Genomic DNA, 26375 nt, shown 5'->3' with positions numbered 1-26375 from the left:
TTTCGTAATGGAATGGAGAAAAATGTATCGAGAACTTTCATTAAGCAAAACTTCTCGATACGATTTTTTGCAAAATCTACTCGAAGTGACGTTCGTTATATTTCTGATAGAGTTTTTATTTTTAGATTGTTTAAAATTTCAACCTTTAAACTCCGCTATACACAGCATCCCAATCTTTCATCACAGGATCGTAACCGGATTTCTTAATCACTCTTTTAATTTCTTCCATACTTCTTTCATCACTGGTTTCAAATTGTTCCAACGATTCTTTGTCCACCGCATAACCTCCCGGATTTGTTTTTGAAGCTGCACTCATCGCTGTTGCACCCAAAGAAATGATATGATCTCTAAATTTTTCGTTTTCTCTGGTTGAAATAGAAATCTCTAAGTCTTCATTCCAAATTCGGTACGCACAGATTAATTGAAGTAAATCTTTATCTGACATCATGAAATTAGGCTCAATAATTCCTTCTGCAGGCCGAAGCCTAGGAAACGAGACCGAATATCTACTCTTCCAATATTGTTTTTGAAGATAATCGATGTGAAGTGCATTGAAAAAACTATCAACCCGCCAATCTTCCAGACCAAGCAAAACACCCAGTCCCATTTTATGAATTCCGGCTTTTCCAATTCTGTCAGGTGTTTCCAGACGAAAATTGAAATTTGATTTTTTTCCTTTCGGGTGATATTCTTTGTAAACTTCCTGATGATAAGTTTCCTGATAGACCAAAACCGCATTGACACCCGCTTCATGAAGCTGTCGGTATTCTTCTTCTGACAAAGGCTGAACTTCAATTGAAATATTAGCAAAATGTGGCTTTAACAAACGAACAGCATTCAAAAAATAATCAATTCCAACCGTTTTATTCGCTTCTCCGCTTACCAGCAACACATGATTCACTCCCATTGATTTTAAAACTGTCGCTTCAATCATCAATTCGGTATCAGAAAGCGTCTTTCTTTTAATGGAATTATCTAAACTAAAACCACAGTACGTGCAGATATTCTGACATTCATTACTCAAATACAACGGCGCGTACAACTGGATCGTTTTTCCGAACCGCTTCTGAGTAAGTTGCTGCGTCATTATTGCCATTACTTCTAATTTCTGAGCAGCAACCGGTGAAAGAAAATTAAGGAAATCATCTATTGTTTTATTCTTTTTTTGAAGGCTATATTCCACATCAGATAACGTCACTTTTTCAAGTTTTACTTTCACTTCATCCCATTGATATTTTTCAAAAAAATCTTTAAAACTTTTCATATAATTTTGTTTAAAATAACTTATTGATAGGATTTTATCCTATCCTTTATTAAATCGTCCCTTCGGGACTTTCTAATTCTTATGCAAAATCATAGTTTAATCAAACAAGAAAGAAGTCAACGGACTTGATGCTTGTGCATGATTTCCAATAGCTCCCAAACCAGATTCAAAAGCTCTTCTTCCCGCAATTACACCTTCTTTAAAAGCCAATGCCATATTTACAGGATTTCTTGCAACAGCAATTGCAGTATTTACCAAAACCGCATCAGCTCCCATTTCCATTGCTTTTGCAGCATCAGAAGGTGCTCCAATTCCGGCATCAACTACTACAGGCACATTACTTTGAGCAATAATTATTTCTAAAAAATCTAAAGTTCTTAAACCTTTATTTGTTCCGATCGGCGCTCCCAAAGGCATTACAACAGCTGTTCCTGCATCTTCTAAACGTTTGCATAAAACCGGATCGGCATGAATATATGGCATCACAATAAACCCTAATTTTGCCAATTCTTCTGTAGCATACAACGTTTCAATCGGATCAGGTAACAAATATTTTGGGTCGGGATGAATTTCCAGTTTTACCCAATTTGTTTCAAGAGCTTCTCTTGCCAATTGCGCTGCCAAAACCGCTTCTTTAGCAGTTCTTGCTCCCGAAGTATTCGGTAAAAGGTGAGATTTTGTAGGTTTTAAAGCACTCAACAAGTCATCTTCTGAAGATTGCGAATCGATTCTTTTTAAAGCCATTGTCACCAGTTCACTTCCCGAAGCGATGATAGAATCGGTCATTTCTGAAAGGTTTCCGAATTTTCCGGTTCCTAAAAATAATCTCGATTCAAAAGTTCTGTCTGCTATAATTAACGGTTGATTGTTCATTGTAAAACTGTTTTAAATTCTTTGGTAATAGAAGGTTGATTGGTGATTTGCCCCGAAACAGCGACTCCGTAAATTCCGATTTGTTGTAAGAGTTCGATATCTTCCAAAACCACTCCGCCAATGGCGAACATCTTTGGTATTTCTAATGATTTTTCTTTTAAAGTCTGAATAATTTTTTGATATCCTTCAAAACCCAAAATCGGACTTAGCTGTTCTTTCGTTGAAGTAAAACGTAAAGGTCCCAAACCGATATAATCGCATGATTCATTCATTCTTTGCAAAACATCTGAAATGGAATTTGCCGTTCCACCGATAATTTTATTTTTTCCTAAAATTTGTCTTGAAATTTCAATCGAAGTATCTTTTAAACCCAAATGAACACCGTCTGCATCAATATCTTTTGCAATCTGAACATAGTCGTTGATGATACAAACCGATTGATTATCTGCGCAAAGTTTTTTTGAAATTTCACAAAGTCTGATAAACTCATTTTCGGGAGCATTCTTCCAGCGAACCTGAATCCATTTTATTCCGTTGTCTAAGGCTTTTTTTATATTTAATTCCTGTTCGGCTTTTGTAAAACCTTGAGAAATATATTGCAGCTTTTCCATTTTTAAATTTGAATAAATCTTAATTAATTACATTCTGTCTGCATTTTTTGAAAACACCTAAAGGTTCATCGTTTTCCCAAATTGCTCCCAACAAAGCCACTCCATCTACTTCACTTTCAAAAACTTCATTGATATTATTTTCATTAATTCCTCCTAAAGCAATCAGTTTTACATTTGTATTATTTCGTTTTTTTATATCATTCAAAATATTCGAATTTTCACCATATCCTTTTTTCGAAATACTTGGAAAAACCGGACTGATAAAAGCATACTCCCAATCTTCACTTAATAGATTAAAAGTTTTAATATCATGAACAGACGTTGAGATAATTTTACCTGTGAAAGATTGAAACAAACCATTTTGCCTGTCAATTTCTCTGAAATGAAATCTTGAGATATTAAAGTGTTCAGCTAAATTATAATGACTATGCAAAACCAATTGAGAATGAAATTTTGAATCTATCTTTTGAATAAAATCCGTCATTTCTTCTGCATTGATAAAAGGTTTTCTGATGTGAAGTAAATTCAAGCCTTCCTGAAACAACTCATTAATCAATTCAGTTTCATTTTGAACTATATCTTCGGGAGTGATGACGATAATCATATATAAATTTCTTTCCCTTTTTCGATGAATTCCTGAGATTTATCAAACATTCCTTTTTCTGCAGATTCACGAATTTCCTGCGTGATTTTCATTGAACAGAATTTCGGTCCGCACATCGAACAGAAGTGCGCAATCTTCGCTCCGTCCGCAGGAAGTGTTTCATCATGATAAGATCTCGCCGTATCTGGATCGAGCGAAAGATTAAACTGATCTTCCCAACGGAATTCAAATCTGGCTTTGCTTAAAGCGTTGTCTCTGTATTGCGAGCCAGGATGACCTTTCGCCAGATCTGCAGCATGAGCAGCCAATTTATAGGTGATCACCCCAACTTTTACATCTTCTTTATTTGGAAGTCCCAAGTGTTCTTTCGGAGTTACATAACACAACATCGCGCAACCAAACCAGCCAATCATCGCTGCACCGATTCCAGAAGTAATGTGATCGTATCCCGGTGCAATATCCGTAGTTAAAGGGCCTAATGTATAAAACGGTGCTTCATCACATACCTCCAATTGCTTATCCATATTTTCTTTGATCATATGCATCGGAACGTGTCCCGGACCTTCAATCATCACCTGAACATTGTGCTTCCAGGCAATTTTTGTCAGTTCACCTAAAGTTTCCAATTCGGCAAACTGTGCTTCATCATTCGCATCTGCAATTGAACCTGGACGAAGACCATCTCCCAAAGAAAAGGCAACGTCATATTTTTTCATGATCTCGCAGATTTCCTCAAAATGGGTGTACAAAAAGTTTTCTTTATGATGGAACAAACACCATTTTGCCATGATAGAACCACCTCTGGAAACAATTCCTGTAACACGTTTTGCTGTTAGATGAATATATCTTAATAAAACTCCAGCGTGAATCGTGAAATACGAGACTCCTTGTTCTGCCTGTTCGATCAAAGTATCTTTAAAAATTTCCCAAGTGAGATCTTCTGCAACACCTTTTACTTTTTCCAACGCCTGGTAAATCGGGACGGTACCAATAGGAACCGGACTGTTTCTGATGATCCATTCTCTGGTTTCGTGGATATTTTTTCCGGTTGACAGATCCATAATTGTATCGGCTCCCCATCGACAAGCCCAAACTGCTTTTTCAACTTCCTCTTCAATGCTCGATGAAACAGCACTGTTTCCTATGTTGGCATTAATTTTAACCAAAAAATTTCGTCCGATAATCATCGGCTCACTTTCAGGATGATTGATATTATTGGGAATAATCGCTCTTCCGGCTGCAATTTCGTCTCTTACAAATTCTGGAGTGATCTTGCTTTTCGGAGTTCTTGCGCCAAAATTGTTTCCCTGATGTTGAAAAGCCATCTCTTTTGAAATAGAATCTAATTGCTCGATTCGTTGATTTTCTCTAATAGCAATATATTCCATTTCAGCAGTGATAATCCCCTGTCTTGCATAATACAATTGGGTAACCTCTTTTCCATCTCTGGAAACTTTTGGCTGATGGTTATACGAAAAACGCAGTTCGTCTAATTTTGAATTGTCAAGACGGGCTTTTCCGTATTCTGAGGTAATTCCGTCTAAAATTTCGACGTCATTTCTATCCAAAATCCATTGTTCTCTAATTCTTGGAAGTCCTTTTTCGATATTAATTTCAAAATTTTCATCGGTGTAAGGTCCTGAAGTATCGTAAATGGTGACAGGAAGATTTTCTTCTAAATTTCCGTTGGTTAATTTTGTCGGACTTAGATGTATTTCGCGCATCGCTACATTGATTGGATGAATTTTCCCTTCAACATAGATTTTTTTTGAGTTCGGAAACGGCGAACGAGTGATTTTATGAGCCATAAAAATATTTTTTAACCGCCTTGAGTAGCAGTGATAATTAAAATTGAATCTTGGTTGTTGAGAATAGTTTCCGCCCAGAATGACTGCGGAATAATACGATTGTTGAGCGCTACTGCAATACCTTTTTTCTTTTTAGGTAATTCCATAGCGATAAGTGCTTCCAGCGTTTTGGGAAGTACATCAAAATTTCTTAGTGTGTGATTGATCGTGAGCTCCATTCCTAAATTTTTAAATACACTTTAGGAATGCCCATCATTGTACAATAGAATGTACAGCAAAGTCATCTCACTTTTTCCTACGCTAGTATGATCTAGAAATCAGGTTCAAAGGGTAAAGTCTCAGCCTGTTTTGTCAACAGACACCCCTAAAGTTGGGAGCGAAGTTAGCCATTTTTTTAAAATGGGCAAAATTTTTTGAAGGAGATGAAAGTTGGGGGATAGAAGCTGGAAGTTTTAAATGTTTGAAAATATTGTTTTTTATATCTCGTTGATCTTGCAGATCACGCAGATGTCTTTTTTATTTTATACTGGAAAGATTTGAGTTGAAATTCTTATAAGATGATAATCTTTGTATTTGGTTTTCAAATATTTAAACAAATAACTTTCTATCTAGCCCCGATTGCAACGGCATCCTTTTGGGTTGCGGCGGAGCGAAGCGGAGCCGTAACCCAAAAGATATAGTGGAAAGCGGGAAAAAGCTCCTAAAAAGTAGAAAAGCAAATCTGAATTTTAGATTTGAAGAAAATAAAAATGGAAATCAGACCATCTCTAATTTCCATTTTATAACTTATTTCTAATTTAATATTTACTCTTCACAAGCTCTCCAGATTGCGTCATTCTGCGGAACGGGAGCAACAATTGTCACCTCCTCCTTTGTAACAGGATGTATAAACTGAAGTTTTCTGGCGTGAAGGTTAATTCCTCCATCCGGATTTGAACGAGGTGCACCGTATTTTAGATCACCTTTAATCGGAACTCCGGTCTTTGATAACTGTGCTCTGATTTGATGATGTCTTCCGGTTTCCAAATCAATTTCCAAAAGCAGATAATTATCTAATGCTTTGATGACATTATAGGTAAGAATTGCTTCTTTTGCCCCTTCGGTAACTTTTGTAAAGACAATCGCTTTATTATTTTTTTCGTTTTTCTTTAAATAATGAACTAATCTTTGGCTTTGAGGAATCATTTCTTTAGCAACAACTGCCCAATACGTTTTCTGAATCTCACGGTTTTTAACCATTTGAGTCAATCTTGAAAGCGCTTTTGACGTTTTAGCATAAATCACCAAACCCGAAGTTGGGCGATCGATACGATGTACCAAACCCAGAAAAACATTTCCGGGTTTATTATCTCTTTTTTTGATGAAATCTTTAATGGAATCAAGTAAAGGTTCGTCACCAGTTTTATCTCCCTGAACGAGTTGCCCTACTTTTTTATTGATAACTAAAAGGTGATTATCCTCAAAAACAATCTGCTCTTCCATACTACCTTAACGATTCTGTGATCTGCTCACAAAAGAAATAACCACTCCACCTAAAAGACCAATCGTTTTTATAACGTTAAGACTTGAATCCATCGGTAAAAATGCTCCAATGATACATAAACCCGCCGCAGCGTACATAGGATACATAAATTTAGTATGCATCAACATTCTTCCCTGAACGATAAAGCTGATTCCAATTAAAATATAAAATAATCTTGCTGAAAGAAGATAGTTAATATTATCCGGGAAAATTTTAAACCAACCCGCTGCTAAACAAACGATTGCTAAAATTGATAAAATTCCTTGTGTTGCCTGTAAATTACTTTTCATTAATAGCTTTCATTTTGGTTAGGGAAATCAGCATTTTTCACGTCTTTCACGTATTGAGAAACTGCTCCCGTAATTTCTGTATATAAATCTAGGTATCTTCTTAAGAATTTTGGAGAGAAACCTTTGTTCATTCCCACCATATCATGATATACCAAAACCTGTCCGTCACAATGAGGTCCGGCTCCAATTCCGATTGTTGGAATTGAGATACTTTCCGTTACTCTTTTCGCCAGATCTGCAGGAATTTTTTCAAGAACAACTCCAAAACAACCTAATTCTTCAAGCAATTTTGCATCATTGATTAGTTTTTCAGCTTCAGCTTCTTCTTTAGCTCTTACTTTATAGGTTCCAAATTGATAAATAGACTGCGGCGTTAATCCCAAATGTCCCATAATAGGAATTCCGGCATTGATGATCTTTTTAATTGATTTCGAAATTTCTTTTCCACCTTCAATTTTAATCGCATGAGCGCCACCTTCTTTCATCATTCTTACCGCAGATTCTAATGCAATATCAGGATTACTTTGGTAGGTTCCGAAAGGAAGATCTGCAATTACCAATGCTCTTTCTACCCCTCTCACCACACTTTGAGTATGATAAATCATCTGATCTAAAGTAATAGGAAGTGTTGTTTCAAAACCCGCCATTACATTCGCCGCAGAATCGCCAATAAGAATGGTATCTACACCACCTGCATCAACCATCTTTGCCGTCGTAAAATCGTAAGCGGTAAGCATTGTTATTTTCTCTTTGTCGAATTTCATTTTTCGCAAAGTTTCTGTAGTAACTCTTTTAATTTCGGAATGAACAGACATAATGTATATGATTGTTTTAAGTTAAAAAGTCGGCTTTCGCCGACTTAGATATTTTGATTTTACAAAACTACGTGTCCTAGTTTCATTAATTTATCGTGGTTGAGAATTTTGATATTTCTACCGTCTACTTCGATGAGACTGTCTCCTTTAAATTCGGAAATCAATCGAATAGCACTTTCGGTAGCCGTTCCAATAATGTTTGCAATCTCTTCTCTCGTTAAAGAAATTTTGATAAAACCTTCAGGATCAGTTCCTAGTTTCTGCTCCAAAAGGATAAGAATTTCCGCAAGTCTCTCTCTTACTGTTTTTTGAGCAAGAAATGTGATTGTATTAGAAGATTCTCCCAGTTCGTATGCTATTTTCTGAAGCATCACAAAAGATAATTGCGAATCTACTTCTAGCAAATACATAAAAACTTCTGCAGGTAAGAAAGTAGCTTCAATATCAGTCATCGCCTCAGCTTTAGCCTGAAAATTTTCTCCGCAAAGCAAAGATCTATACCCAATGATATCTCCTTCTTTAATAAATCTTAAAATCTGATCTTTACCAAAAGCTCCTGATTTTGAAAGCTTTGCTGCTCCTTTTTCCAAAAAATACACCCCTCTTGGCGTTTCTCCATCCTCAAAAATAATATCGTTCTTCTGAAAACTCAAGCTTTTTTTAGCTTTAAAATATTTTTCAAAATCTGCGCTGTTTAGCCTTTCTTTAAACGATTTATCATTAAAAACTCTTGCAAATCTATCCTCAATAGCAATTTGTTGTTCCTGCGACATTTTTTATGACATTTGTCACAAAAATAGAACATTTTAAACCGATAAACAAAAAAAAAATGTTATAATTTTGTAAGTCAATAATTTATGAAGGTGAGCGAGAACTGTTTTCATTGCGGACAAGGGATAGAAAAGGAAAGAATTTCTTTTGACGAAAAAATTTTCTGCTGTACGGGCTGCAAATCTGTTTATGAAATTCTGAATACTAATAACCTTAGTAATTTTTACGAATTAAATAAAAAAGCGGGCATCAGGCCTGAAGAAAACTCTTCTCAATTTGACTATCTAGACACCAAAGAAATTTTTGACAGAGTCACTGATTTTTCTGAAGGCAATACAAGTCTTGTCACGTTCAGGATTCCGGTAATCCACTGCTCTTCTTGTATTTGGTTATTAGAAAGCCTTCATACTTTACATAAAGACATTCACTATTCTCAGGTTAATTTTACAAGAAAAACTTTACAGGTTTCTTTTAATCATAACGAACTAAAATTAAGCGAATTAGCTAAATTCCTAACCAACCTTGGGTACAAACCCGCCATTAATCTTGAGACGGTTGACAAGAACGAAGACACTCTCGACAAATCTTTATTGATAAAACTTGCAATTGCAGGGTTTGCTTTTGGAAACGGAATGTTTTTAGCCTTCCCGGAATATATCGGCGGAGAAGATTATTGGATGGAACATTACAAAGGTTTATTCAGGATTTTAATGTTCTTACTTTCTGTACCGGTTGTATTTTACTCTGCATCAGACTACTACAAATCAGCTTGGTATGGTTTAAAAAACAAAATCGTCAATATCGATGTTCCTATTGTTTTGGGTATTTTTGTACTATTCGGAAGAAGTATTTATGAAATCGCTACCGATTACGGTCCAGGATATTTTGACACCTTGTGCGGACTTCTATTTTTCATGCTTTTAGGGAAAATTTTCCAGAAAAGAACGTACAGTTCGCTTTCTTACGACAGAGATTACAAATCGTTCTATCCGATTGCGGTAACTAAAGTTGATTTTAACGGAAAACAGGAAAACATTTTACTTTCAGAGATTAAAATCGGGGATCGAATTTTAGTAAGAAATCACGAAATCATTCCGGTTGATGCTATTTTGATCAGCGGAAATGGTAATATTGACAATAGTTTTATTACAGGTGAAAGCGAAAGCATTTCTAAAAACCCGGGAGACAAGATCTTTGCAGGAGGAAAGCAAATTGGTTCATCTTTGGAGCTCGAAGTCATTAAAAACGTCGACCAAAGTTACCTTACCCAACTCTGGAATAAAGAAGCTTTCAAAAAACACGAAACAGGACTTGATACATTAATCAACGACATCAGTAAATATTTCACCTTTATTATTTTAGGAATTGCACTTGTTGCAGGAATTTATTGGTATTTCATTGATCTGGAAACGATGTTCCAGGTTATTTCTGCCGTTTTGATTATCGCTTGTCCTTGCGCTTTAGCACTGTCTTCACCATTTACTTTCGGACACATTATGAGAATTTTAGGCCGAAATAAATTTTATGTAAAAGACACCATAACGATTGAGAAAATTGCAAAAGTTGACGCTTTAGTTTTCGATAAGACCGGAACGATTACCCACAGAAAAAAATCAAACATCAGATATGACGGTTCTGAAATTCAGGAATTCGACTTATTAAATATTAAAAGTTTAGTTAAAAACTCAAACCATCCGCTTTCAAAATCTCTATATGATTTTTTGGAAGTACAAGATGATTATTTCCCTGTTGACAACTTTGAAGAAATCTCAGGAAAAGGATACGAAGCGAGCGTACGAGGTAACATTTATAAAATAGGTTCAGCAAAATACAACAATCAAGAATCTAAAAATCTTGAAACAGCTGTCTACATCAGCAAAAATAATGCGTTTATCGGAAAATTTATTTTTAAAAATGAATACCGTGAAAACCTTAAAAACCTTTTTGCAAAACTGACCCATTATAAAATCTTCATTTTGAGCGGAGACAACGCTTCTGAAGAAAACCAGCTTAAAGAAATTATTCCGAATTACAGTTCGATGGCATTTAACCAAAACCCTGAAGACAAACTGAATTACATTAAAGAACTTCAGGATAAAGGTTTAAAAGTAATCATGCTTGGTGACGGTTTAAATGATGCCGGAGCTTTAAAACAAAGTAACGTAGGAATCGCAATTTCTGACGACAGTAACAGCTTTACACCATCTTCGGATGTCATTATGAACGGAGAAAAAGTATCGCAGCTTGACAACTATCTGAATGTATGCAAAGGTTCTATTACAATCGTAAAATTGACCTTCTTAATTAGTTTTTTATACAATGTAGTGGGGTTAACCTTTGCCGTTACAGGAAATATGAGCCCTCTATTTGCAGCTTTAATTATGCCTGCAAGTTCGATTACTGTTATTTCGTTCACTACGATTTCCACCTGGATTCTTGGGAGGAAATATTTCAAAAAACAGCTTTAAAACCCCTTATTTAGACTGATTTTAAATTAGCCAAACCTAGTATTTCGTGATAATTGTCATTATTTTTCACTAATTTTGAACCCCGAAAATAGGTTAATTTTGTTGTCAAATGGATATTCTATATTTAATGATCTTATGCAGCGTTTCTTTGGCTGTAGTTTTTCTGGTCGTATTTATAGTTTTCGCCAGAAAAGGGCAGTTTGAGGACGACGAGTCTCCAGCTGTAAGAATACTTTTTGATTCCGGTGAAATAAAGGAAAAAGAAGGCACTGGCAACAACAACGATAAGAAAAAAGGAGATAATAATAAATTTGAAGAAAAAAGTGAATAGTTAATATGGAGACACAAAAGTTTAGTTATGACAACAGTATTGTTCGTGCATTCCTATACGCGACCATAGTTTTTGGAATTATAGGTTTCGTGTTTGGACTTACGGCAGCATTGATGCTTTTCTATCCTGAGCTTCCTGAGTTTTTGTTTGGAACTGACGATACAACAATCAACAGTCTTGCATCAGGAAACATACAAGGGTTAATTAATACCAACGGTGCGTTAGGGTTTGGTAGAATAAGAATGCTACACACCAACACGGTAATCTTTGCATTCGTATGTAATATCGTTTATGTAGGGGTTTACTACTCTACCCAAAGATTATTAAAAACAAGAATGTACAGCGATACTTTATCGTGGATTCATTTCTGGACATGGCAATTTATGATTGTTGCTACGTTTATCACATTCTTTATGGGGATCAACACTTCAAAAGAATATGCTGAGCATGAGTGGCCAATCGATATATTAATCGCAGTTTCGTGGATCATTTTCGGAGCGAACATGATTTTAACGATTGCAAAAAGAAGAGTAAGACATCTTTACGTAGCCATTTGGTTCTATCTTGGAACTTGGGTTGCTGTAGCGATGCTTCACATATTCAACAACTTAGAAGTACCTTTAACGTTCTCTGGCTGGAAATCTTATTCAGCGTATGCAGGAGCAAAAGATGCCATCGTACAATGGTGGTATGGTCACAATGCGGTAGCATTCGTATTAACGACTCCGGTTTTAGGTTTAATGTATTATTTCTTACCTAAAGCGGCTGACAGACCTGTATTTTCATACAAACTATCAATCATTCACTTTTGGTCATTGATTTTCGTATATATCTGGGCTGGTCCTCACCACCTTCAGTATACAGCATTACCGGCATGGGCTCAAGCAGTGGGAACTGGATTCTCAATTATGCTTATCGCACCATCTTGGGGAGGGATGCTGAATGGTCTTCTTACTTTAAGAGGAGCTTGGGATAAAGTAAGAGAAAATCCTATTTTGAAATTCTTCGTCGTTGCAGTTACTTGTTATGGTATGGCAACTTTTGAAGGTCCTCTTTTGGCAACAAAAAACATCAATAAAATTGGTCACTTTACAGACTGGGTTATCGGTCACGTACATTTAGGAGCATTAGGATGGAATGGTTTCATGGCATTCGGTGTTATCTATTATTTGGTACCGATCATGTGGAGAACCAAAATGTGGTCTGTAAAATTAGCTAACTGGCATTTCTGGTTGGGTACTTTAGGGATTATTTTCTACGCAGTACCAATGTATATCGCAGGATTTACTCAAGGTTTGATGTGGAAACAATTCAACCCGGACGGAACATTATTATGGAAAAACTGGTTAGATACCGTTACTGCAATTATTCCTTACTTTAAAATGAGATTCTTAGGTGGATTATTCTATCTTTCAGGAGGTCTTTTAATGGTAGTGAATGTTTATATGACAATCAAAAAAGGATCTTTCCAAAAAGAAGTTCCTGCAGAAGCACCAGCTTTGGCTAACATCAGCAACAGACGTAAAGAAGGAGAAGGTCTTCACCTTTGGTTAGAAAGAATGCCAATTTTGATGACGGTTTTAGCATTACTTACTATTTCTATAGGTAGTATGGTAGAAATCATTCCTACTTTATCATTAAAGAAAAGTGTACCTACAATTTCTGCGGTGAAACCTTATTCACCATTAGAATTAGAAGGTAGAGATCTATATATCCGTGAAGGTTGTAACGCTTGTCACTCACAAATGGTAAGACCATTCAGAGATGAGATCGTAAGATTTAACGGTAAAAACGGACAGTACTCTAAAGCTGGAGAATTTGTTTACGACAGACCTTTCCTTTGGGGATCTAAAAGAACCGGACCAGATTTACATAGAGAAGGTGGTAAAAACCCAAGTTCTTGGCATTATAAGCATATGTATAACCCAAGACAAACGTCTGCAGGTTCTATTATGCCACGTTACCCTTGGTTGATTTCAAATAACCTTGACCGTTCTCAAATGGTAGACAAGATCAAGTTTATGAAAAATACCTACGATGTACCTTATACAAAAGCTCAGATTGATACTGCAGATAAATGGGCAGATAATCAGGCAGCTAAAATTGTAAAAGATATCTTTGTAGAAGCGGCTGACCTTAAAGAAGCTTATGCTAAAAAACCTCAGGGAGAACTAGAGAAAAAAGAGATTATTGCTCTTATTGCTTATCTTCAGAGATTGGGTACCGATATTAAAACGACAGAAATAAAAACAGCTAGTAACTAATAAAATTAAAAGTTTACTATGATTCCTCAAAACTTTAAAGATATATTATCCAATACTGAAAATGCAGGTTTGTATCAAACATTGGCTCTGATTTTCTTTATGTTGTTTTTCATAGCTTTGATAATCTATGTTTTTAGCAGGCCTAAAAAATATTACAAAGAAGAAGAGCACGCTCCACTTGGGGATGACGAAGATGATTTTAATTTAAAAAATTAAACTATTTATTATGAGACAAAGAACACCGGTTGTTGTAAACATTTTAATAATAACAGTATTATTAGTAATATTTTATTATTTATTTGTTCAGAGCTACTCGTTTTTAGCTTCACCATATTTCTGGGGAACTGTTGTGATCAGTGCTATTTTGGCATACATTCACAGCGCTATCGGAGATTTGATTGAGAACAATAAATTTAAAAAATTAACGGCTGAAGAAAAATCGGCTTACTTAGCTGAAAAGAAAATCCCTTTCTTGAGAAGACAGTATGATGCAGCTTTCAAAAAGCAATCAGACACTCACGAAAAAGATATTCTTATCGACCACGGTTTCGACGGAATTATGGAATTAGATAATCAATTACCAAAATGGTGGTTAGGTTTATTCTATTTCGGAACTGTATTCTGTATCGTTTATATCTGTGCTTATGCTTTTACAGATTTTGCACACCCTATAAGCGAATACGATAAAGAATATAAAGAACAAGAAGCAGCTATTGCACAATACCTTAAAGATCAGCCACCGGTAACTATAGAATCGGCAGCTTTCTCTGAAGATAATATTGCAGCAGGTGAAGAAATCTTCAAAACCAACTGTGTATCTTGTCATTCAGATGGTGGTAAAGGAGGTATCGGACCAAACCTTACAGATAATTTCTGGCACAACCAACCTGAGAAAACATTATTTAAAAACGTATTCCACGTAGTTGAAAATGGTGTTACAGGAACAGCAATGCAAGCTTGGGGTAAAAATGGAGTTCTTACAGGAGGTGATATTGAAAAAGTTGCAGCATATGTTTACTCTATCAACCAGCTCAAAAAACCAATTACTCCTAAAGACGGAGGCGCACCACCATACGGTGATGAGGCTCATTGGGAAAAACAGTAATTAAAAAAAATATAAAGCATATGAAAAACATAATTTGTTATTAGATAAAAATAGTAACGAATTATGTTTTTTCGTTTTTTAAAACCTAGTAAAAATGTCAAAAATAGATGAAGACATCGCTCGCGGTGGACAGGGGCAGGTTTTAGACCCTGAAACCTATAGAGATTCTATAGGCACAATGGAACAATCCGGTAAAAGAAAATGGGTTTTTCCAAAAAAACCAAAAGGTAAGTATACCAATTACAGAAATCTCGTAAGTTATACGCTGTTAATCGTATATTTTGCCATTCCATTTATTAAAATCAATGGAAACCCTTTCTTTTTGTTTAACGTTATCGATAGAGAATTTTTTATCGCAGGACAGCCTTTTTATCCGCAAGATTTTTTCATCCTTACCTTAGGCGCTATTGCATCTCTTATTTTCATTATTATTTTTACGATCGCATTCGGAAGAATTTTCTGCGGGTGGATTTGCCCTCAGACAATTTTTTTGGAATCTGTCTTTCGTAAAATAGAATATCTGATTGAAGGAGACCGAAATAAGCAAATGAAGCTGGATAGACAGGAGTGGAATACAGAGAAAATCTGGAAAAGAAGTTTAAAGTGGTCTGTTTACGTTATTATTTCTTTAATTATTACCCACTTTATGTTTATGTATATTGTGGGATATGAGCAGGTATTTAATATCATTTCTGAAGGACCATTTGCCAATCCTACCAACTTTATTGTAATGATTCTTTTTACGGCTGCTTTTTACTTTGTATTTGCATGGTTCAGAGAGCAGGTTTGTACATTGGTTTGTCCATACGGAAGATTACAGGGTGTTTTAATTGATAAAGAAACCATCAACGTATTCTACGATTTTAAAAGAGGTGAAAACCGTTCTAAATGGAGAAAAGGTGAAGACAGAAAAGCGGCAGGAAAAGGAGATTGTATCGACTGTTATCAGTGTGTTGTAGTATGTCCTACAGGAATTGACATCAGAGACGGACAACAGTTAGAATGTGTAAACTGTACTGCCTGTATCGATGCTTGTGATGAAGTTATGGAAAAAGTAGGCTTACCGAAAGGTTTGGTACGCTATGCATCTGAAAAAGAAATAGAAACCGGAGCGCCGTATAAATTTACCGGAAGAATGAAAGGCTTTGCAGTCGTATTGGTTTTACTGGTAGGATTCTTAGGATACTTACTTTCAAGCCGTGGAGAAATGGAAGCAAAATTCATCAAACCTGCAGGAAGTACTTTCTTTGTAAGAGACGGAAAAATTCTCAATACTTACAATTATACTTTCCTGAATAAAACAAACGACAAAAAGATTGTTACGATCAAAGTAATAGAACCTGCTCATGCAGAAGTGGGTTACAGCGCATCGAGCAAAATTATTGTAGAGCGAGACAAGATTTCTAAAGGAACCATCAACATCAGCTTTCCCGAATCGGAAATGAATTTGTCTAAACAAAACATTACCATCGGCGTTTATGATATGAAAGGAAAATTGATCGATTCTTATCAAACGTATTTCGAAGGACCTTTTAAATTACAGTTTTAAATTTTTAAATTATGAAAAATTTCACTTGGGGACACGGTATTTTTTTAGCTTTAGCCTCATTTATTATATTTATTTTATCAATGATTTTTCTTTTTCCAAACGGACAGAAAAACTCTGAAATGGTGACCGACAAATATTATGAAGAAGAACTTCTTTACCAGTCTGTAATTGATGCTAAGAAAAGAGCAGATTTACTTGAAGAAAAACCGGCGTATTCTCAATCCGCTGAAGGAATTAAATTAACATTTCCAAAAGGGATCGACAATTCAAATTCTGTGGTAAGTTTTGTGTTAAACAGATCGGATGATCAGAATTTAGATATTAAAAAAACAGTGAAGCTCGATGCCAATCAAGCATTCATCATTCCTGCTTCAGTTTTGAAAAATGGAAATTACACCTTAAGACTGCATTGGATAAAAGATAAAATCGACTACAGACTCGATTATGATGTGATATGGAAATAGCATTGATCATATCTGCAATTGGTTTAGGCTTCGCATCCGGTTTTCACTGTATCGGAATGTGCGGTCCCATTGCGTTATCAATGGGTTTAACCAAAAAGCAGGCTACGAATTACTATCTTCAAAATCTAACCTATCAGTTTGGAAGAATTGCAACTTACGCTTTTTTAGGTGCGGTTTTAGGAATTGTAGGTCAGGGATTTGAAATGGCGGGTTTTCAACAATACCTTACGATTGGAGTGGGCGTATTGCTGATTATTATGGCTTTGTTTTCGTTTGGCGGAAAAGATTTTGCTTCAAAAATTCCTTTTATCTCTAAATTCCTTTTTAAAGTTAAATCAAACCTGGGGAAACTGCTCCAAAAAGCAGATTACCGCTCTAGATTTACCACAGGAATTCTAAACGGTTTTTTACCTTGCGGGATGGTCTACATGGCTCTTACCGCAAGTCTTGCAAGTGGAGGAATCTGGCAGGGAGCTTCTTTTATGGCATTATTTGGATTAGGAACACTTCCATTTATGTTCACCGTTGTTTTGGTAGGAAATCTAATGAATCAGGCATTTAGAATTAAAATTTTAAAAGCAATTCCTGTTGTAATGATTATCCTTGGTGGATTGTTTATTCTAAGAGGTCTTGAACTTGGGATACCTTACATTTCTCCACCATCGGAAGCAATGAAGGTTTCTACTGAACATGATGTGAATTGTCACAACACAGACCCGAATCATAAGCATAATCCGGCAACCTGTCATTAATCAATCATTTCTATGGGAACTTTTTTAGTTTACAGAACAAATAATATTGCAAACGATTTGAATTACCTAGTCAGCGTTATTTCATCAGAAAATAATAATTTTACACTCAAAAATTATTTATAATCTAAAAATAGAAATATAGATAACAAAGTTTTAGTCATTTATTATTTGATAGTTGATAAACTTCTGGTATTGCATATGCAGTTTTAATTTGAATGTTTTCACACTTATTCTCTTCATACCATTTCAACCACTCTATTTTGTCTTTTTTAAATACACCAATGGGATAAGTTCTGGAATAATTCATAATATGCTCCACTGATAGTGGCGCATAATTATAAATGAAAATAACTGATTTTCTGAATGTTTCATCTTGAGAAATAGCAATATTACTTTCCACAATTTTAATGTGATAAAAAAAAGCTTCTTTAAATCTTAGATTTTCGTTACAATTATCGTTTTATCCAAAATTTTTAAATGAAATAAAAATTAATAAGAATAGAATTAATTCTTTTTTCATGACACTGGAGTTTTAATGTTACAAGTATTAATTTTAAATTAGAATCACAAATCCATTCATTTTTTTTCAAAAAAAGCCACCTAAATCAGGTGGCTTTCATTATTATTTAATAATAATTAATACCTTCTTACCGGAAGTATAGTAGTTCCCATACTTTTAAGGGTTGATGATAAAATAACTTCAGGAGTAGGAATTCCGAATGTTTGATAAAAAATAGAATACGCCGAGTTTCCGTCAACTTGCGTAGAAGACCATGCACTCGAGCTTATGGAAATATTTCCCTTCTTTAGTTCTTTATAAAGTGTTAACAATTCCTGACTGGAAGGCAGGAACCAATCAGATTGTCCATTCAGCACAAGGTTATCACAAAGTTTCGCAGCACAGTTAGCGCCAGAATTTGCACTAACAATAATATTCGTATTTTCAAGACCTTTTCCGAAATCAGGATAAGTACCGGAAATAAATGTGCCCATATTTCCCCATTGTCCTCCTACTCCGCCAGAACTGTAATTAAGTGTTGTAGGATGAATTTCCATAAACCTCCATCCATTTACATATTCGCCTTTATCATAACCAACATATCCGCCTCCAGGTCCGAAATAGCCTGTTGTTTTAAAACTTGTCTCCGCAGTGTATGTATAAATACCTTCACCTGTTTTTATGAATCCTCTCACATAATAGGTTGTATTGGGTTGTAACGTTCCAGACTTTACCTCAAAGTTTGTAGAACCTTGTGCAATAGTTGTCACAGAAGTATTGTTGATAACCGTAGGATTTGGTGTTGTACCATAAACAAATCCGGGAGTTTCACCTTGTCCATCTTGTTGTACAATATTAGCTCTGAATACTGCCGATGTAGGAAATATTTCTGTTGTTGTACGTAAACTGATTGTTTTCGGAGGTGTCGAAGGAATAGGATTTGGAATATTGATAAATGTAGAATCATCAGAATCACTTCCGCCACATGAATTAAGAATCATTACCATTAAGGTAAAAAATAAAAATTTGTATTTCATCATTAAAAATTTGCGACTAAAATACTTATTTTTTCAACAAAAAAAGAATTATTTTTCAAGCTGAAAATCAATAATTTACAATTTACCAACAAAGATAAAACCACCGAATTTCGGTGGTTTCATTATATAAAATAAATTCTAAATTCTAATTAATCAATTCAAATCTCGCATATTCAGCGATCTTTTTAGGAAGCTTAATTCCTTCTTCAGTCTGATTATTTTCAAGCAAAGCTGCCATAATTCTTGGCAATGCCATTGCAGAACCATTCAATGTATGCACTAACTGAGATTTTCCGTCTGCTTTGTAACGGCATTTCAATCGATTTGCCTGGAAAGTTTCAAAATTAGAAACCGAACTTACCTCCAACCATTTTTCCTGAGCAGCACTCCATACTTCAAAATCGTAAGTCATGGCAGCAGCAAAACCTGTATCTCCACCACAAAGTCTTAACACTCTGTATGGCAATTCAAGATCTTCTAAAATTCCTTTGATGTGCTCTACCATTTCTTCCAAAACAGCATAAGAATTCTCAGGCTTTTCTAATCTTACAATTTCTACTTTTTCAAACTGGTGAAGACGGTTCAGACCTCTTACATGAGCTCCATAACTTCCCGCTTCTCTTCTGTAACACTGAGAGAACGCCGTATTTTTAATTGGAAGATCTTTTTCATCCAACAAAACATCACGGTATAAATTTGTTACCGGAACTTCCGCTGTAGGAATTAAATATAGATCATCTGCGTTGATATAATACATTTGCCCTTCTTTATCCGGCAACTGCCCCGTTCCGTAACCTGAAGCTTCATTCACAACGTGTGGCGGATTTACTTCAAGATAACCTGCATCAGTATTTTTATCTAAGAAATATTGAACCAAAGCTCTCTGCAATCTTGCTCCTTTCCCAAAGTACACAGGAAAACCAGCTCCGGCAATTTTCACACCCAATTCAAAATCAATCAGGTTGTATTTTTTTGCCAGTTCCCAGTGAGGAATGGCTCCTTCATCTAAACCTTCCACATCATGGGACTGATAAATAATTTCGTTATCATCTGCGGAAACCCCTGCTTTTACCAATTCGTAAGGAACGTTTGGAATCTGATACAAAATAGTAAGCAAAGATTTCTCAATGTTTTCTAGCTGTGTCTGTAATTCTTTACTCGACTCTTTGAACTGTGCTGTTTTAGATTTGGATGCTTCAGCTTCTTCTCTTTTTCCTTCTTTCATTAAAATACCAATTTCTTTGGAAATTTTATTGATCTCGGAAAGTTGCGAATCTAATTCAAACTGAATTCTTTTTCTTTCTTCATCGGTAACGATAGCCTCGTCTACCAACTCAAGATTCTTGAATTGTCTTTTCTTAAGACCTTCTAAAACGCGTTCTTTATTGTCGCGCAAAAAATTAACCTGTAACATAAGTTAGTTGTTGGGTGTTTGATGATGGGTGTTTAATGCTAATCTGAAGAAGAAGAATTTTAATAAAACGTCTGTCTTCAAGCATCAATATCCCGCGATTATGCAAATTTAAGATTATTTTACGATTGTAGCCACATTTGGCTGGTCGGGAACTTTTATAAACACCAATTGGTTGTTATAAAGTACTCTCGAAACTTCAAAAACTGTGGGTGAGGAACGGTAAAATATTTCGAGTTTATCCTGAACTACAGGATCATTCTGCGTTTCTGATATTTTCTTGGTCAAAGAAACTCGAATTTCAGATTTATAAATTTTATTTCCATCCGGTGTATCTTCTACAAACTGTCTTGTTGCGCCCGCAAGATACTCGAGATAATAGGTAGAGTCTTCAAGCATTTTTCGGTTATAGCTTACATTCACATTATCTTTTTCCGCCAATTGATCAGTAAAAGAAACTCCAGTATAAGATCCAATTTCTGTAGGTTTCAACAGGTCTGTTCCGGATGAATCTTTGATATAAAGATTTAAAAGCTGATCAATTTTCTGCAGAGAATCTTCATCACTTCCGCAGCTAAGAAGGGTGAGACTGATAAGCGTCAAAACAAGAAATAATTTCTTCATTCTTACAAAGATAAAATATTAATGAAAAATAAGTTTAGTGATTTTCAAAATATTTCTGATACCAAAGCTCAAAAGTAACCAATTGCCAGATTTTCACAAAATCATATTCATTTTTTTGGTTGTTCCACCACTCATCAATGACTTCAGAATTGAAAAAATTACGCTTTTTTAAACTATTTAGATTTTCAATAATAAATGTTCTTACTTTCGGCTCGGTTTTAATAAAATGAGCAAGTGGAAAAGAAAATCCGCGCTTTGGCATTTTCAAAATTTCTGAAGGAAGATATTGGTCTGCAACTTTTCTTAAAAGCGGTTTATTCTGAATTCCGTTGTATCGTAATTTCTCAGGTAAAGAAGAAACATATTCAATCAAATCATTGCTCAGATAAGGATAACGAAATTCTACACCGTATTTCATTGCGCTCAAATCATCTCTGAAAACATGATGCGAAGACAGAGAATATTTCATATCATATTCAAAAAGACCGTGATAATCTTTAGTTTCTGATAATTTTTTATCTTTTAAATTCGTTTTAATAGTATTAAAAATAGCATCAGAAAAAATACTTTTAGTTTCAAAAGGCTTCATTCCGACCTGACTTTGTCTGAAAAAATCAAGCATATCATCCTGAGAAAAATAATTTTTTACTTTTCTTGAAAAATCATCATTGGTAAAAATAAAATGACGGACTGCATTAAACTTTCTCATCGAAAGCCATTTATTAAGCTTTAAAGAATGAGAATATCCCGCAAAAAGCTCATCGGCTCCATTTCCGCTTAAAACAACTTTAAATCCTCTATTCTTTGCAAATTCCGCAGCGTTCATCAGAACTTCAAGACTGCTGTAAGGTTCTTCAAAATGCTGAATATTTTCTTTTAATTGGTTTAAAATCTCTTCATCAGAAACTTTTTTCACATCATGCTGAATGTCAATCTTTTCAGCCATTAAAGAAGCATTTTTCACTTCACTTTCCGAAAATTGATAGGAAATTGTGAATGCATTAATATCATTTTTAAAAGGTTTGACTTTTGCAGTAATCAGGGTAGAATCTATTCCGCCACTCATCATACTTGTGACCGGAACGTCAGCAAAAAGCTGTTCTTTAATACTTTCAGTAAGTAAACCATCTACTTTTGCAGCCGCTTCTTCTTCTGTTACATTTTCTAATTTTTCAGTCGGGAAATTCCAATAAAACTGTTTTGAAAAGGTAAAATCATTTAAATCTAAAATTAAAAAAGAAGCAGGATCTAATGAAAATATATTTTTAAAACAAGTTTCCGGCGCTAATGTAGCTTGAAAAAGAAAATTGGTATAAACTCCATTCCAATTGATTTCAGGCTTGATGTATTCATTCTTCAAAATAGATTTTATTTCGGAAGCCCAAACTAAAGCATTTTCATTTTTAAAATAAAACAAAGGCTTTAAACCTACTCTATCTCTTCCAAGAATCAGCTTTTGTTTTTCTAAATCGACTAGAGCGATTGCAAACATTCCGTCAAATCGGGTAAACATTTCCGTTCCCCATTCTTCGTATGATTTTAAAATAACTTCTGTATCTGAATTGCTTTTAAAATGATAGCCTAAACTTTTAAGCTCTTGTCTGATTTTTTTAAAATTATAAATCTCTCCATTGAATGTAATTGTAATTTTCTCATCATCTGAAAGCATCGGTTGATGACCTTTTTCAGATAAATCTACAATTGAAAGTCTGCGAAAACCTAACGCAATTTTCGAATTTGTTTTATTTAAAACAGGAAAAGTTTCTTTAATTTTTTTCGTAGAATCGCTTCCGGAAAAAGATTCTCCTTTCGACCCATCAGAAATCCAGAAACCTTCATCATCCGGACCGCGATGACGGATTGCGCTATTCATCTCTAAAATATTTTCAGAAGAAATTTCGTTCTTAAATGAATAATAACCGCAGATGCCGCACATAAGTTGTTGATGGTTTTTAGTTGACAGTTGATGGACTTAAATTCAATGTAACAAAAATATATTATTAAACCCATTGCGTATCTTGACTCGCTATCGTCACTTCGAGTAGATTTTTGAAAAAAATCGTATCGAGAAGCTCGTAATTCTAGAGATAAATTCAATTCTCGATACATTTTTTCTCCACTTCGCTATGAATAAACACTCGAATTGACGAATCTCTAGCAATTTTTTTTTTAAATGCACAGCAGATATTATTTGATATTTTCAGAAGCTTATCTGAAAACTCTTACATTGAGTGGTAAAAATAAGAATTTAACGTAAGAAAAGAATTTTATTCAAATCAAATGTTTTTTAATAATGCTATTTTTACAGCAAAATACGAGAACATTAACTGTTTATTTCCTTGAAAAAGTTTTGATAAGAGCATTGATTTCATCTTTAGAAATAATATAATCTCTAATTTTAAAATCGGTAGATTGATAAAATTTCCAGAATAATATGCTTGCTGAAACTACATACGATAAGGTCGTTACAAAACAGGCACCCCAAATTCCCCATTTTGGAATGGCAAAAAATGAAAAAATAACCGTTATCAATAATCCTACAATCGATTTAATATTTAATATTTTCAATTCTTTAATTCCTGAAAAATAATAGCCAATCATATCACTTACTGCAATTGCCATAATTCCGGGAGCTAATAAAAGCATAATGAGTTTGGTTTCATTAAATTCTTTTCCAAAAATAAAAGGATACACAAAGTCCGGAATAATCAGAATTCCTAAGACAAAAACAAGTATTAATGTGAATGAAAGCTTAAGTGATGATTTCGTTTTAACAATAGATTCTTCCCTACTTTCGCTATTTACGACATCAGAATAGAGAACGACCGCGATACTTCTTGTAATCGTCCATATTGCTTCTGAAAATGTAATTCCGATAGAAAAGATTCCGACAACTGCGATTCCTTCAAAATATTCTAAAAAATAAAAAGAAAGTCTGTAGTTTAAAAACTGAATAAATGCACTCAACTGGGTTTTCCACCCATATTCAAACATATTAAGAAAGACTGATTTTGAGAAAGAAAATTCTGAAAGCTTACATTTTTTAAGAATCAGAAAAAAACTGGTTAGAAATAAAAATGCTAAGCAGAAAATCTGAGCTAAAAAGTAAACCGAAACATCTTTCAGTTTAACAATATAAATCAGAATTGCGATAAATAAAACATGAACAAGCTGCTGTAAAACAGTATAAATATTGAAAAAGCGAATATTCTGCGTCCCAATAAACAGACTAATATTGGTCGATAAAAGTGATGAAAGAACAGAAATACCAATCAAATAATATAGAAACTCATTCTGAATGGCCGCAAAACTGAATATCAAAGGAACTGCAGTTCCTACAATGAATGACCAAAGATAAGAGTAAACCAAAACCTGCTCTACTTTAAATTTTCGCGCAAAATAAGAGGTGCTACTTCCCGAAAAAATACTGCTGAAAAAACTAACCAGAGCAACATTCGCAATTACAATCGAAATGGTACCTTTTCCTTCACTTCCCCACATATTGGTGGAAAAGATGACCAGACCAAAGCTCAATATCAAAATCAAGAACCTCGAAATGAAAGTCTGAACAACTTTGAGCTGCTTCATGGGTTATTTTTTGATAAAGAATTTTTAATAAAGTTAACAAAAGAATTTTTGATTACATCCCAATTATAATTCCTTTGAAATTCTTCCGCTGCATTAGTTGCATGAAGGTGATATAATTTTGGATTTTTAAGATAAGCTTCAATATAATCTGCAATTTTATTAAAATCTTTAGGACTAACCAAATATCCAAATTCAGAAACATCCATATGCTTTCTGATTCCTTTTAAATTTGAATAAATAATGGGTTTTCCCGCTCCGATATAATAGAAAAGTTTAATCGGAAGCGAATGATGATTTTCAAAATTAAAATTCCTTAAGTCAAAACAAATATCTGCATCAGCAAAAGCATTTGTAAATTCTTCGAAAGAAGTCGGTTTTCTGATCTCGATATTTTTGACTGAAGATTGAGCAAGAATATCCGAGAAATAAATTTCGTCCGCTATTTTTCTCGCAGAACCAACAATCAAAATTTTGATATTTAACTGAGGATTTCTTTTATGAAGTTCTTCAACTGCATTGAAAAAATTTCCGATTCCTTTATCTTCTGAAATTGCGCCTGTGTAACAAAGCGTTATTTCATTTGGCTTTAATTCCTTAATGTTTTCAGAAACGAATCGTTCGTGAGGATAATACGGCAGGATGATTTTCTTTTTAAAAGGAAAAAAATAAGCCAATGGGAACTTTTTAGTTTCTTCACCAAAGATAAAATGAGTACTTAAAAAACCAGCATACAACTGAATCAGAAAAAATTTGAATCCATGAACCCATTTCATCAAAAAATTGTAATTCTGAAGCATCGACATCGCAGGATACCATTCCGTGATATCGTAAACGATACTTACTTTTTTAGTTTTATGAAATTTGTTTGCTGCAAATACGGCAATAGGTTCAGAACAGATGATACAATCCGGCTGAAAAGAATTGCAGACTTCCGTAAATTTCTGAATTTTTGTCTGTACAGATTCATTTAAAATATCAAAAGATTCTATCTCAATACCATCGATTTCCCCTTTAAATTCGGTTGTTAAACTACAAATTTTCACTTCAAAACCAGATGTAATCAATTCTTTTGCCTGATGAAAAAAGATTCTGTCATCATCAAAATTATGTGCCGTGGTTAAGAATAAAATTTTTGGCATGGAAGTGCGTATTCAAAAAATTCCTCATCAGTTTCTACGAATCAGAAACCAAGAGGAATTTTCATTATTTTATTAAGGAATTATTTTATGGTAACTGCCCAACTTTTGCTGAAAGGCAATAAAAAGTTTCCTAAAAATTCTAAATAGGTATTTTTTGAGAAATCAAAAACTTCAATTTCTTTTGAAAGTTCTCCACTTCTGATTTTATTTTTAAAATCGATAAGCTTTAAGGTCTTTACTTCTCCGTTTTCTACGAAGCTGGCTTTCATTCTGTCGAATAATCCCAACTGGTATTCTTCATCGATCTCTCTCATTATTTTGCCTAAAGCATCGATGCTGCAGCCTGAAGCCATTTCTTTTTCTTCGTCTACACAGATGACGATAAACTGATTTTTTTCAATTTTAAAAGATGATGAAAGTGGTTTTCCGTGCGCTGCCCACCCTGCCAAGAAATCGTATAATTTTTCGGTAATTACTTTGGCTTCTTTTGTAGTGAACGGTCTTGATGCGGGATATATAATAACTCTGTAATCGTTTGCTTCAACAATATTAGATTCTTCAATTTTCATTCTGAATAAATTTAAAG

At 34.5% G+C, this 26375-nt stretch carries 26 protein-coding genes and 1 riboswitch; of the genes, 8 read left to right on the top strand and 18 right to left on the bottom strand.

Translation table 11 applies throughout. The features are described 5' to 3' along the window. Positions 1 to 145 precede the first annotated feature (145 nt). The 10 genes from thiH to B5X64_RS11975 all read right to left on the bottom strand — a co-directional run bounded on the left by thiH (position 146) and on the right by B5X64_RS11975 (position 8560). A complete protein-coding gene (thiH, locus tag B5X64_RS12020; RefSeq protein ID WP_079465487.1) occupies positions 146 to 1264 on the bottom strand; it encodes a 2-iminoacetate synthase ThiH in 1119 nt (372 codons plus the stop codon). 96 nt (positions 1265 to 1360) lie between these two features. After that, entirely contained in the window at positions 1361 to 2137 is a 777-nt protein-coding gene (locus B5X64_RS12015) for a thiazole synthase (protein ID WP_079465486.1), read from the bottom strand. Next, positions 2134 to 2748 carry a thiamine phosphate synthase gene (gene thiE, locus B5X64_RS12010; RefSeq protein ID WP_079465485.1) on the bottom strand — a complete coding sequence of 205 codons (615 nt, stop codon included), beginning with the start codon at positions 2746 to 2748 and terminating at the stop codon, positions 2134 to 2136. The genes B5X64_RS12015 and thiE overlap by 4 nt, the downstream gene beginning before the upstream one ends. A 19-nt stretch (positions 2749 to 2767) precedes the next feature. Then, positions 2768 to 3352 (bottom strand): thiamine phosphate synthase, encoded by a 585-nt coding sequence (locus B5X64_RS12005; protein ID WP_079465484.1) that lies wholly within the window; start codon positions 3350 to 3352, stop codon positions 2768 to 2770. After that, positions 3349 to 5160: a phosphomethylpyrimidine synthase ThiC gene (gene thiC, locus B5X64_RS12000; protein WP_079465483.1), complete on the bottom strand. Its 1812-nt coding sequence runs from the start codon at positions 5158 to 5160 to the stop codon at positions 3349 to 3351. The genes B5X64_RS12005 and thiC overlap by 4 nt, the downstream gene beginning before the upstream one ends. A gap of 11 nt (positions 5161 to 5171) precedes the next feature. Next, a complete protein-coding gene (gene thiS / locus B5X64_RS11995; RefSeq protein WP_079465482.1) occupies positions 5172 to 5378 on the bottom strand; it encodes a sulfur carrier protein ThiS in 207 nt (68 codons plus the stop codon). Between the two features lie 57 nt (positions 5379 to 5435). Then, positions 5436 to 5536: riboswitch (TPP riboswitch) on the bottom strand. Between the two features lie 428 nt (positions 5537 to 5964). Continuing rightward, positions 5965 to 6642 carry an RluA family pseudouridine synthase gene (locus tag B5X64_RS11990; protein WP_079465481.1) on the bottom strand — a complete coding sequence of 226 codons (678 nt, stop codon included), beginning with the start codon at positions 6640 to 6642 and terminating at the stop codon, positions 5965 to 5967. Positions 6643 to 6648: 6 nt separating this feature from the next. After that, positions 6649 to 6972, bottom strand: coding sequence for a hypothetical protein (locus B5X64_RS11985; RefSeq protein ID WP_079465480.1), 324 nt, complete (start codon positions 6970 to 6972; stop codon positions 6649 to 6651). Beyond that, entirely contained in the window at positions 6972 to 7787 is an 816-nt protein-coding gene (gene panB, locus B5X64_RS11980; RefSeq protein WP_066675094.1) for a 3-methyl-2-oxobutanoate hydroxymethyltransferase, read from the bottom strand. The genes B5X64_RS11985 and panB overlap by 1 nt, the downstream gene beginning before the upstream one ends. Positions 7788 to 7846: 59 nt before the next feature. Continuing rightward, complete coding sequence (locus B5X64_RS11975) at positions 7847 to 8560, bottom strand: Crp/Fnr family transcriptional regulator (protein ID WP_079465479.1); 714 nt, start codon at positions 8558 to 8560, stop codon at positions 7847 to 7849. 90 nt (positions 8561 to 8650) lie between these two features. Here B5X64_RS11975 and B5X64_RS11970 point away from each other — a divergent pair, with 90 nt between their 5' ends. The 8 genes from B5X64_RS11970 to B5X64_RS11935 all read left to right on the top strand — a co-directional run bounded on the left by B5X64_RS11970 (position 8651) and on the right by B5X64_RS11935 (position 17491). Beyond that, complete coding sequence (locus tag B5X64_RS11970) at positions 8651 to 11026, top strand: heavy metal translocating P-type ATPase (protein WP_172459118.1); 2376 nt, start codon at positions 8651 to 8653, stop codon at positions 11024 to 11026. A gap of 109 nt (positions 11027 to 11135) precedes the next feature. Next, a complete protein-coding gene (gene ccoS / locus B5X64_RS11965; protein WP_066675103.1) occupies positions 11136 to 11357 on the top strand; it encodes a cbb3-type cytochrome oxidase assembly protein CcoS in 222 nt (73 codons plus the stop codon). A gap of 5 nt (positions 11358 to 11362) precedes the next feature. Beyond that, a complete protein-coding gene (ccoN, locus tag B5X64_RS11960; protein ID WP_079465477.1) occupies positions 11363 to 13621 on the top strand; it encodes a cytochrome-c oxidase, cbb3-type subunit I in 2259 nt (752 codons plus the stop codon). A gap of 18 nt (positions 13622 to 13639) precedes the next feature. Continuing rightward, positions 13640 to 13837 carry a cbb3-type cytochrome oxidase subunit 3 gene (locus B5X64_RS11955; RefSeq protein ID WP_076561990.1) on the top strand — a complete coding sequence of 66 codons (198 nt, stop codon included), beginning with the start codon at positions 13640 to 13642 and terminating at the stop codon, positions 13835 to 13837. A 10-nt stretch (positions 13838 to 13847) separates the two neighbouring features. Further along, positions 13848 to 14726, top strand: coding sequence for a cbb3-type cytochrome c oxidase N-terminal domain-containing protein (locus B5X64_RS11950; protein WP_079465476.1), 879 nt, complete (start codon positions 13848 to 13850; stop codon positions 14724 to 14726). A gap of 94 nt (positions 14727 to 14820) precedes the next feature. Continuing rightward, complete coding sequence (ccoG, locus tag B5X64_RS11945; protein ID WP_079465475.1) at positions 14821 to 16275, top strand: cytochrome c oxidase accessory protein CcoG; 1455 nt, start codon at positions 14821 to 14823, stop codon at positions 16273 to 16275. 11 nt (positions 16276 to 16286) lie between these two features. Further along, complete coding sequence (locus tag B5X64_RS11940) at positions 16287 to 16739, top strand: FixH family protein (protein ID WP_079465474.1); 453 nt, start codon at positions 16287 to 16289, stop codon at positions 16737 to 16739. Continuing rightward, positions 16730 to 17491: a sulfite exporter TauE/SafE family protein gene (locus B5X64_RS11935; protein ID WP_079465473.1), complete on the top strand. Its 762-nt coding sequence runs from the start codon at positions 16730 to 16732 to the stop codon at positions 17489 to 17491. The genes B5X64_RS11940 and B5X64_RS11935 overlap by 10 nt, the downstream gene beginning before the upstream one ends. Positions 17492 to 17648: 157 nt before the next feature. Here the strand turns inward: B5X64_RS11935 and B5X64_RS11930 are convergent, their stop codons facing one another. From B5X64_RS11930 to B5X64_RS11895, 8 genes are all read right to left on the bottom strand, one after another. Continuing rightward, on the bottom strand, positions 17649 to 17891 hold the full coding sequence (locus tag B5X64_RS11930) for a hypothetical protein (protein ID WP_079465472.1): 243 nt from the start codon (positions 17889 to 17891) through the stop codon (positions 17649 to 17651). A gap of 236 nt (positions 17892 to 18127) precedes the next feature. Continuing rightward, a complete protein-coding gene (locus tag B5X64_RS11925; RefSeq protein WP_123921037.1) occupies positions 18128 to 19027 on the bottom strand; it encodes a hypothetical protein in 900 nt (299 codons plus the stop codon). Between the two features lie 145 nt (positions 19028 to 19172). Then, positions 19173 to 20441: a serine--tRNA ligase gene (gene serS, locus B5X64_RS11920; protein ID WP_079465470.1), complete on the bottom strand. Its 1269-nt coding sequence runs from the start codon at positions 20439 to 20441 to the stop codon at positions 19173 to 19175. Positions 20442 to 20555: 114 nt separating this feature from the next. Further along, the gene (locus B5X64_RS11915; RefSeq protein WP_079465469.1) at positions 20556 to 21062 is read right to left on the bottom strand and encodes a hypothetical protein; all 507 of its coding nucleotides are present in this window, start codon (positions 21060 to 21062) and stop codon (positions 20556 to 20558) included. Between the two features lie 34 nt (positions 21063 to 21096). Then, positions 21097 to 22998 (bottom strand): asparagine synthase (glutamine-hydrolyzing), encoded by a 1902-nt coding sequence (asnB, locus tag B5X64_RS11910; protein WP_079465468.1) that lies wholly within the window; start codon positions 22996 to 22998, stop codon positions 21097 to 21099. A gap of 395 nt (positions 22999 to 23393) precedes the next feature. Then, positions 23394 to 24650, bottom strand: a complete 1257-nt coding sequence (locus B5X64_RS11905) for an oligosaccharide flippase family protein (protein ID WP_079465467.1) — start codon at positions 24648 to 24650, stop codon at positions 23394 to 23396. Then, positions 24647 to 25789 carry a glycosyltransferase gene (locus B5X64_RS11900; protein ID WP_079465466.1) on the bottom strand — a complete coding sequence of 381 codons (1143 nt, stop codon included), beginning with the start codon at positions 25787 to 25789 and terminating at the stop codon, positions 24647 to 24649. The genes B5X64_RS11905 and B5X64_RS11900 overlap by 4 nt, the downstream gene beginning before the upstream one ends. Positions 25790 to 25869: 80 nt before the next feature. Then, positions 25870 to 26358, bottom strand: a complete 489-nt coding sequence (locus B5X64_RS11895) for a hypothetical protein (RefSeq protein WP_079465465.1) — start codon at positions 26356 to 26358, stop codon at positions 25870 to 25872. Between the last annotated feature and the right edge of the window lie 17 nt (positions 26359 to 26375).

The sequence above is a fragment of the Chryseobacterium balustinum genome (assembly GCF_900168205.1).
In the GTDB taxonomy this organism is placed as follows: domain Bacteria; phylum Bacteroidota; class Bacteroidia; order Flavobacteriales; family Weeksellaceae; genus Chryseobacterium; species Chryseobacterium balustinum.
Note: the sequence above shows the minus strand (reverse complement) of the source record. Positions and strands in the feature narration are given on the sequence as shown.

Coding starts and splice junctions, on each gene's coding strand:
- thiC (WP_079465483.1), bottom strand. CDS start 5,160: ATGGCTCATAAAATCACTCGTTCGCCGTTTCCGAACTCAAAAAAAATC.
- B5X64_RS12005 (WP_079465484.1), bottom strand. CDS start 3,352: ATGATTATCGTCATCACTCCCGAAGATATAGTTCAAAATGAAACTGAA.
- B5X64_RS11895 (WP_079465465.1), bottom strand. CDS start 26,358: ATGAAAATTGAAGAATCTAATATTGTTGAAGCAAACGATTACAGAGTT.
- ccoG (WP_079465475.1), top strand. CDS start 14,821: ATGTCAAAAATAGATGAAGACATCGCTCGCGGTGGACAGGGGCAGGTT.
- B5X64_RS11950 (WP_079465476.1), top strand. CDS start 13,848: ATGAGACAAAGAACACCGGTTGTTGTAAACATTTTAATAATAACAGTA.
- thiS (WP_079465482.1), bottom strand. CDS start 5,378: ATGGAGCTCACGATCAATCACACACTAAGAAATTTTGATGTACTTCCC.
- B5X64_RS11985 (WP_079465480.1), bottom strand. CDS start 6,972: ATGAAAAGTAATTTACAGGCAACACAAGGAATTTTATCAATTTTAGCA.
- panB (WP_066675094.1), bottom strand. CDS start 7,787: ATGTCTGTTCATTCCGAAATTAAAAGAGTTACTACAGAAACTTTGCGA.
- thiE (WP_079465485.1), bottom strand. CDS start 2,748: ATGGAAAAGCTGCAATATATTTCTCAAGGTTTTACAAAAGCCGAACAG.
- B5X64_RS11905 (WP_079465467.1), bottom strand. CDS start 24,650: ATGAAGCAGCTCAAAGTTGTTCAGACTTTCATTTCGAGGTTCTTGATT.
- B5X64_RS11975 (WP_079465479.1), bottom strand. CDS start 8,560: ATGTCGCAGGAACAACAAATTGCTATTGAGGATAGATTTGCAAGAGTT.
- B5X64_RS11915 (WP_079465469.1), bottom strand. CDS start 21,062: ATGAAGAAATTATTTCTTGTTTTGACGCTTATCAGTCTCACCCTTCTT.
- thiH (WP_079465487.1), bottom strand. CDS start 1,264: ATGAAAAGTTTTAAAGATTTTTTTGAAAAATATCAATGGGATGAAGTG.
- ccoS (WP_066675103.1), top strand. CDS start 11,136: ATGGATATTCTATATTTAATGATCTTATGCAGCGTTTCTTTGGCTGTA.
- B5X64_RS11900 (WP_079465466.1), bottom strand. CDS start 25,789: ATGCCAAAAATTTTATTCTTAACCACGGCACATAATTTTGATGATGAC.
- serS (WP_079465470.1), bottom strand. CDS start 20,441: ATGTTACAGGTTAATTTTTTGCGCGACAATAAAGAACGCGTTTTAGAA.
- ccoN (WP_079465477.1), top strand. CDS start 11,363: ATGGAGACACAAAAGTTTAGTTATGACAACAGTATTGTTCGTGCATTC.
- B5X64_RS11990 (WP_079465481.1), bottom strand. CDS start 6,642: ATGGAAGAGCAGATTGTTTTTGAGGATAATCACCTTTTAGTTATCAAT.
- B5X64_RS11955 (WP_076561990.1), top strand. CDS start 13,640: ATGATTCCTCAAAACTTTAAAGATATATTATCCAATACTGAAAATGCA.
- B5X64_RS12015 (WP_079465486.1), bottom strand. CDS start 2,137: ATGAACAATCAACCGTTAATTATAGCAGACAGAACTTTTGAATCGAGA.
- asnB (WP_079465468.1), bottom strand. CDS start 22,998: ATGTGCGGCATCTGCGGTTATTATTCATTTAAGAACGAAATTTCTTCT.
- B5X64_RS11925 (WP_123921037.1), bottom strand. CDS start 19,027: ATGAAATACAAATTTTTATTTTTTACCTTAATGGTAATGATTCTTAAT.
- B5X64_RS11940 (WP_079465474.1), top strand. CDS start 16,287: ATGAAAAATTTCACTTGGGGACACGGTATTTTTTTAGCTTTAGCCTCA.
- B5X64_RS11935 (WP_079465473.1), top strand. CDS start 16,730: ATGGAAATAGCATTGATCATATCTGCAATTGGTTTAGGCTTCGCATCC.